This is a genomic window from Glaciihabitans sp. GrIS 2.15 (assembly GCF_035984695.1).
Lineage (GTDB): Bacteria > Actinomycetota > Actinomycetes > Actinomycetales > Microbacteriaceae > Lacisediminihabitans.
The window spans coordinates 41,555-47,686 of record NZ_JAXCHU010000015.1 but is presented as its reverse complement, the minus strand read 5'-3'; the positions used below and the strand labels follow the sequence as shown (position 1 = coordinate 47,686).

The 6,132-nt window shown below is 58.1% G+C and carries 6 protein-coding genes; 2 read left to right on the top strand and 4 right to left on the bottom strand.

The genetic code is table 11. The features are described 5' to 3' along the window. Positions 1–1,082: 1,082 nt before the first annotated feature. The gene (locus RCH11_RS16470; RefSeq protein ID WP_327058111.1) at positions 1,083–1,514 is read right to left on the bottom strand and encodes an ankyrin repeat domain-containing protein; all 432 of its coding nucleotides are present in this window, start codon (positions 1,512–1,514) and stop codon (positions 1,083–1,085) included. A 469-nt stretch (positions 1,515–1,983) separates the two neighbouring features. On the opposite strand from RCH11_RS16470, the gene RCH11_RS16465 reads away from it, so the two are divergent. Together RCH11_RS16465 and RCH11_RS16460 are read left to right on the top strand one after the other, a co-directional pair. Further along, entirely contained in the window at positions 1,984–2,892 is a 909-nt protein-coding gene (locus RCH11_RS16465) for a DUF3800 domain-containing protein (protein ID WP_327058110.1), read from the top strand. Positions 2,893–3,080: 188 nt separating this feature from the next. After that, complete coding sequence (locus RCH11_RS16460; protein WP_327058109.1) at positions 3,081–3,257, top strand: hypothetical protein; 177 nt, start codon at positions 3,081–3,083, stop codon at positions 3,255–3,257. A gap of 170 nt (positions 3,258–3,427) precedes the next feature. On the opposite strand, the gene RCH11_RS16455 is transcribed toward RCH11_RS16460, so the two are convergent. The 3 genes from RCH11_RS16455 to RCH11_RS16445 form a co-directional block, all read right to left on the bottom strand. Then, positions 3,428–3,886 carry a hypothetical protein gene (locus RCH11_RS16455; RefSeq protein ID WP_327058108.1) on the bottom strand — a complete coding sequence of 153 codons (459 nt, stop codon included), beginning with the start codon at positions 3,884–3,886 and terminating at the stop codon, positions 3,428–3,430. 202 nt (positions 3,887–4,088) lie between these two features. Further along, positions 4,089–4,754 (bottom strand): SDR family oxidoreductase, encoded by a 666-nt coding sequence (locus RCH11_RS16450; RefSeq protein WP_327058107.1) that lies wholly within the window; start codon positions 4,752–4,754, stop codon positions 4,089–4,091. 86 nt (positions 4,755–4,840) lie between these two features. Beyond that, positions 4,841–5,812: an NAD-dependent epimerase/dehydratase family protein gene (locus tag RCH11_RS16445; RefSeq protein ID WP_327058106.1), complete on the bottom strand. Its 972-nt coding sequence runs from the start codon at positions 5,810–5,812 to the stop codon at positions 4,841–4,843. Positions 5,813–6,132 lie beyond the last annotated feature (320 nt).

The window sequence follows — 6,132 nt, the reverse complement described above, 5'->3', positions numbered from 1 at the left end:
GCCAATACGCTTATTCATGGGAATCCTCACGGGACACAGTTGTAGTTGTTGCCACCGGCGCGGCCGTTCACAATCCGAACAAGCTCGATGTCTGCCGCGACCGGCGCACCGGTTTGACAATCGCGGACCATAGTTTGGCCCATGCCTTGAATCACGTTGAGATGTTGTTCAGGAGCTGAGAAGGCGGCCCCACCCGATGCGATCGCTGCGCTCGGTGGGAAGAGCGGATCACGGTGGTAGCGGTAGGACTGGCGGAACTCCTAATTCTGGAGCCCACGAGGTCCCTTCAAGAATTTCTGACCACCTTGTATCGGGGTATCGGTTGGAGCGACCAGCACAATTTCCCCCTAAAAACGGTGATTCAGATACGACGAAGTGAAGGCCCTCTCACCTCAGACCGAACAGCCATATGCCCTAATGAGAATCGATAGGTGCAGTAAAAATGTATTCACTTTCTAACAGACAGGTCGTTCCCCAGCCACTCCCCCAAACGGCCCAATCCACACCGCAACGGCGCACGATCCAGGACGATCATCGGACCGCTGGTCGACGGCACCGCGAGATAGATTTAGGCCGCCCATAAGCCGGACCTTTACCGGATGCTGCAGGCAGAGATCCAGCAATCAGCAAAAACGGTTTCTGGCCGAGGTCGTCGCTCGGAGTCAGGTCGTCAATAGGCTCCGACTCTGCCGTCTCATGTCCCGAACCCGTCCGTGGTCTGACCGGAGAATTCCGAAGCGCACCAGGCTCTGCTTCGCCATATCTGATGATTTCGACAGAGGCAAAATCCCACTTGTGAACCTCTGTATTCCCCGACGACGCAGAATGCCATGTGGTCGGGTAGCCTCAGTCTGGTGATCACATCTCGCATACAAACGCGTCGCTGGCGGTAAAACTCGATTCATCCGGGGCGAATAGAACCGTGAAATCGCCAACAAGAGCCCAGATGCAGCAGGCCAGCGCTTCGACACCACGAGTAAGCATTGCGCCACCAGGCTGGAGGCTCGATGACCGTGTACATCTCATCACCAAATTGGTAGACCGTGCCGCCTGAGCGCCAATCCCCTCGTTCTCATACAGCTTCAAGGCAAGTGGGCGAACAAACGTGCCGTCGGATAGTTGGCAATTTTCCTAGCTAGGGAGATTGGCGAATTACCGGATCGGTTCGCGTGCAAAGGATCGGCACCAGCCTGCAGCAGGATCATCACCGCGGCACCGTCTTCGGTTGTAGAAAACGTTGCACGCCAAAGTGGGGTGTTCCCCCAACGGTCTTCGGCTTCCAGAGAAGCGCCGTGTGCAATCAGCAACGTGATTACTTCGGAGCGCAAATACTGGGCTGCAAAATGTAGCGGGGTATAGCCGCCGTCGTCTGCCGCGTTCACGTTGGATCCCGCCTCTAGGAGTCCATCGACAGCTTCCACATCCCCGTCCATCGCTGCATAGTGCAGAGCGGTCCGATGTTCACGATCGGTACTACTCACATTTGCATCGAGACTCTCGTTGAACTCATTCATAAAACAAATATGACCCTTTCGTTACTTATGTCAACTTCGGGATTCAGCGTCCGGATGCGGGACGCTCAGCGGGACCGAATCGCGTGAAGCCAACCCTGCCGACGTCTGCACTGAGATGCGCGTAAGGGGAACGCTCACCGTGACAGCGACCTCAAGCGGATCCCACAGTGAGCATTCGCCGACTAGGTCGAAATCGACCTATCTGCCTCGTCGGCGTCTCGGATGCGGAAAACGGATCATGACCCGGTCACTACCGTCGCTGGTAAAATAGAGACATTGATTCCACTGCACGAGCTAGTCAGCACGGCTCTCCCGAAATTCTGGGGAGAACATCAGATTATCTAGTTGATGATCACACAGCGCTAAGTGCTAGTGTCATATCTGGTAGCGGGGATGAAATAGTTCTCAGAGCGCCAATTCGAGAAACCCACGCTTAGCGTGGGTTTCTGCGTTAAGGCGATAATCAATCATGCTCCTGGCGTACATCGACGAAATCGGCGAAACTGGCGCGTTGGTCGCTAAAACTGATGTTCGGTACAACACCAGCTCCGCCTTTGGCTACGCGGGCCTCGTCCTCCCAGAAGACAGCGCAAGAGCATTCGGCGCGATCTTTACACGAGAGAAGCGAGCTCTTTTCGCTACCGATCTGGCGGGCGAAGATAATCCCGGCCAGTGGGAGCGCAAGGGAGCCGATATTTTCCGGCCAACCACGCACCAGAAGTACCCTCAACAGATCCGCGTTTTCAATGCTCTGGTCAAACGCCTCATTGCTCTCGGTGGTCGCGTCTTTTACTACGCCGACGAGAAGCCGATAGGGACCCCCAAGCAGACGGATCTCAACGTCGAAGAACGGGAGAGCGCGGCGATGCGCGAATCTCTGAACAGGCTCTGTCGGCATGCCGAAGTTCAGGACAAGAACCTGATGGTTCTCCTCGACCAAATTAATGAGTCTCAGCGAGCAAAGCGGCTTCCGAATATGTACGGCCATATTCTCAGCCGCACCGCGGAACGCCAAGAGATGAAGCGAATCATCGAACCGCCAATGCACGTCGATAGCATTCTGAGTGCAAACATCCAGTTCGCCGATTGGATCGCAGCGGCTGCCACTCGAGCAATCGACTATCAGCTCATCGAATCCTCTGTGTACGAGTGGGTGACCTCTGAACTCGCGCCGCTTCGCAACGGGCATGGATTCACATACGAATCCAAGCTGCATCTTCATCAGCGAGCCATACCGGATATCAACTCGACCGAGTTGTTTTCGAACAAGCGCCGACTGTTCCCTTCCGTTGCCGGCCAGCGCGTGTCTGCCAGCGTCGACCCCGCCGTGCTGCGTCGGATCTACGGCGCAGCACAAAATCCGCACAATCGTAAGTAGATGGCTCACGCAATACGGAGCGGATCACCGTCGATGCCTTCGCTCACCGCGCGCAAGCCGGACCACCAACGCGACAGCTACTTGGCCTATTCTCGCGGCGGTCAAGTTCGTCAAGTCTGTGTGAGATTCGGACGTGTTGCAGCTTGGCTGGGTCGCGTCCCGCGTACCCGCCTCCGTAGGATAATCGCATGAGCAATCTCAAACCTGTGCTTAATCGACTTGCCGCTTTTACCGTCGATATTGCGCAGTCAATCGTCGCTAGCCTTGGAGGCGGGAACGGAGACCCGACCGTCCTGCACGAGCCGGTCAAATCCGCGGGCACACCGCAACCGAATCGGAAGCGCAAGCTGAAACGGAAGCGCTGACAGTAGAAATCGACGGCATGGGGCTGCTGTCATTTTTTGGCTCCACACCGTGCGCCCCGTTTGCCGCCAGCCCTCTGAATTGGCTCGTCGGTGTAGGACAAGCCGCGGCCGATAGGGGAACCTTAAGTGATATCTCAACGACCGGGCAAGCCCGAGACATGCCCGGCTTTTCAGGATATCGGCCGGCCCACCGCGATACTCATCACCGTCATGGCAACAACGAGCGAGACCACCGTCACCCCAATTCCAGCGACCGGAATCCACCAACTCAGTCGTGACGTACTTCGATTTTTGACGACCAATGCAACCGTGGATGCAAAGACGCCCAGCGCAACCACGGGAACAACAAAAAAGGCACCGGTCCCCAGGGCGAAGTTGCATGCAGGGTTCGGAGCACCACACGCATCGAATGCGAACCCGAGGAACATGTTCCCGAAGATCAAGAACCCGCTGGCGACAGCCTGCACCACGGTGAGAACTACCGACGCGACCAGATCAACCAACAATACGTTTGAGCCATAAACCCGCCGCACCCCCAACCTCTCCCGGCGCGCGGGTCGCTGACGGGGGGATCCAAACGGTTCATCGACGGAGTCCGATGTGGAGTTCAACCTATGAAGCTCATCCATAGAGCGAACATATCTCAGTAGCATGCGGTGGACGGTACAAGCCGATCGATCACATACACGCGCGAAACCCGCAACCCAAGCGACAGTCGGCGGAAGCGCTGCGGCGAATAAAACGACGCAGACTATGCAGAAAAAAAAGGACGGGTCGTTACCATCGAAACCCAGCCCGCAAGCGGAACCTCAAACGGTCATCGATCCGGATTCAGAACCGCGCAGAGAATCCGCCGTCTGCGTTGAGCAGCTGCCCCGAGATCCAACGACCCTCACTAGAGACCAGAAAAGCGACGACGCTTGCGATGTCGGCGGGCTGGCCGAGGCGCCCCGACGGGTGCCGGGGCGTGAGCTCCTGTCGAGTGCTTTCATCCATCCACCCCGTATCGATCGGACCGGGGTTGAGAACATTGGCGGAGATTCTCATTGGCCCAAGCTCCCGCGCAGCCGATATGACGATGCGGTCTAACGCGCCTTTCGAGGCCCCGTACGGGAGGTTCCCGGTGGTGGCATCGCTGGTGAGTGCGACAACTGCTCCGCCTGCCTCAGGGATCTGGCGGGCAAACGCTGCGATGAGCAGGAGGCTCGCTCGCGCGTTGACCGCGATGTGGTGGTCAAAACTCTCGGCGGTCGTGTCGAGAACCCCCGACTCGACATCGTGAGCATGGCTAAGAACGAGTGCGCTGATCGGACCTTCGTCTCGCATTACTGCCTCGATCAAAGCCGCAGGACCGGCCGCGGTCGAAAGATCGAACAGATAGTCAGCGTTTTCCAGATCACAGGTCACCACATGCCATCCGTCCGCACGAAGACGTGGCACAACCCCTGCGGCAATGCTGTTCTCCCGTGCAGAGCCGGTTACTAACGCGAGAGGCATGAAACGACACTATCGAGTTGCAACACAAACAGGCCAGCAGTCCGCAAGCCGAACCTCCTGCGGGACAGCTCGGTTCCTTGCGTTGCCTACTCGCTGATTTTGTCGAGGAGAAGGTTTTCTTCTTCTCGGGTGAGGCCTGATCGTCGTTGCCTGTCGAGTCCGCGTGTTCGTTCTTCCGCGAGCACGTCCTCGAGCGTCTGCTTCAGGCTTCGCTCGGTGCCGCCAGCGGCGAGGTACCTGCTGCGGCTGCGTCGGGCAAAGCCGGCGTCGCTGCGGGGAAGCCAGAGCGGCAGGGAGTGTAGACCAGCCCAATAGTTGACATTCTGTGCAGTCAGCCAGTCATCGTCGGCCGAGATGAGTGCGCCGGCATGGCCCGCGACCTGCGCGGCAGCACGCAGGACAGTTGAAAGGTCGCGTTCGCTGCCGACGGCGTTGTAAACGCCGGTGAGACCTCGGCGGCCGACATCGATGAGCCACCCAGCGAGATCTCGAACGTCAATGAACTGCACGGCACGATCATGCACATCGGGCACGAGAACGGATTCGTGCGGAGCGAGTGCCAGGCGCGATACCCAGTAGCTGAAACGGTCGCTGGTATCGCCCGGCCCAGCGATAAGACCCGGTCTCGCGATGAGTAGGCGAGCGCCGATTGCCTCTGTCGTGGCCCGTTCGGCGGCGACTTTAGCGTGCGCGTAATTATCGAGGTCGGTCGGCTCGACGAGGGCGGCTTCTTCATCAGCACCCGGTTCGCTGTTGCTTGCGTATACGGAGACGGACGAAACCAGCGTCCAGTGTTGCGTGTTGTCGGCCAAGGCCTCAAGCGCACCGGTGACGAGGTCGGCCTCATAAGTGAGTTCGATGATTTCGTCCCAGTCGCTTCCTTTGACCGAGTCGTAGGCACCAGGATCTCGCCTGTCAGTGCGCACAGATGTCACGCCGGGTGGAACTGCTCCCGACTCGCCGCGAGCAAGGCATGTCACGTCTTCGCCTCTGGCAACCAACTGCTCGGCTATCTCGCGACCGAGCCATGCCGTCCCGCCAAGAATGAGTGTGCGCATGATGACGCTCAGTCAATCGCAATAGCGAATCAAAAAACGAACGGTTCGCCCTGAGCGCAGAAGGTGTCCGCGACTGTCATGGTGCGAGATGGCAGCAATTCTGCGACACGGGACTTGCCCGCAAGCCGAACCTCGACCGGGCACTTTCTCGGCCTGAGTCCTGTCTTTTCACCAAGAAGAACGCGGCAGAAAATCCGGGACGATTCACGCTTCACCCCGCGGCGACTCGCTGGACCTCCATTAACCGTGTAGCGGGGTGACTCGATTGGGGCGTTGCGTGCAGCTACATGTTTGACAGACCTGAACGGATTGAGCGATGG

Bases quoted from the DNA above. Each gene is read 5' to 3' on its own strand.
- RCH11_RS16450 (WP_327058107.1), bottom strand. From the start codon at position 4,754: ATGCCTCTCGCGTTAGTAACCGGCTCTGCACGGGAGAACAGCATTGCC.
- RCH11_RS16455 (WP_327058108.1), bottom strand. From the start codon at position 3,886: ATGGATGAGCTTCATAGGTTGAACTCCACATCGGACTCCGTCGATGAA.
- RCH11_RS16460 (WP_327058109.1), top strand. From the start codon at position 3,081: ATGAGCAATCTCAAACCTGTGCTTAATCGACTTGCCGCTTTTACCGTC.
- RCH11_RS16470 (WP_327058111.1), bottom strand. From the start codon at position 1,514: ATGAATGAGTTCAACGAGAGTCTCGATGCAAATGTGAGTAGTACCGAT.
- RCH11_RS16465 (WP_327058110.1), top strand. From the start codon at position 1,984: ATGCTCCTGGCGTACATCGACGAAATCGGCGAAACTGGCGCGTTGGTC.
- RCH11_RS16445 (WP_327058106.1), bottom strand. From the start codon at position 5,812: ATGCGCACACTCATTCTTGGCGGGACGGCATGGCTCGGTCGCGAGATA.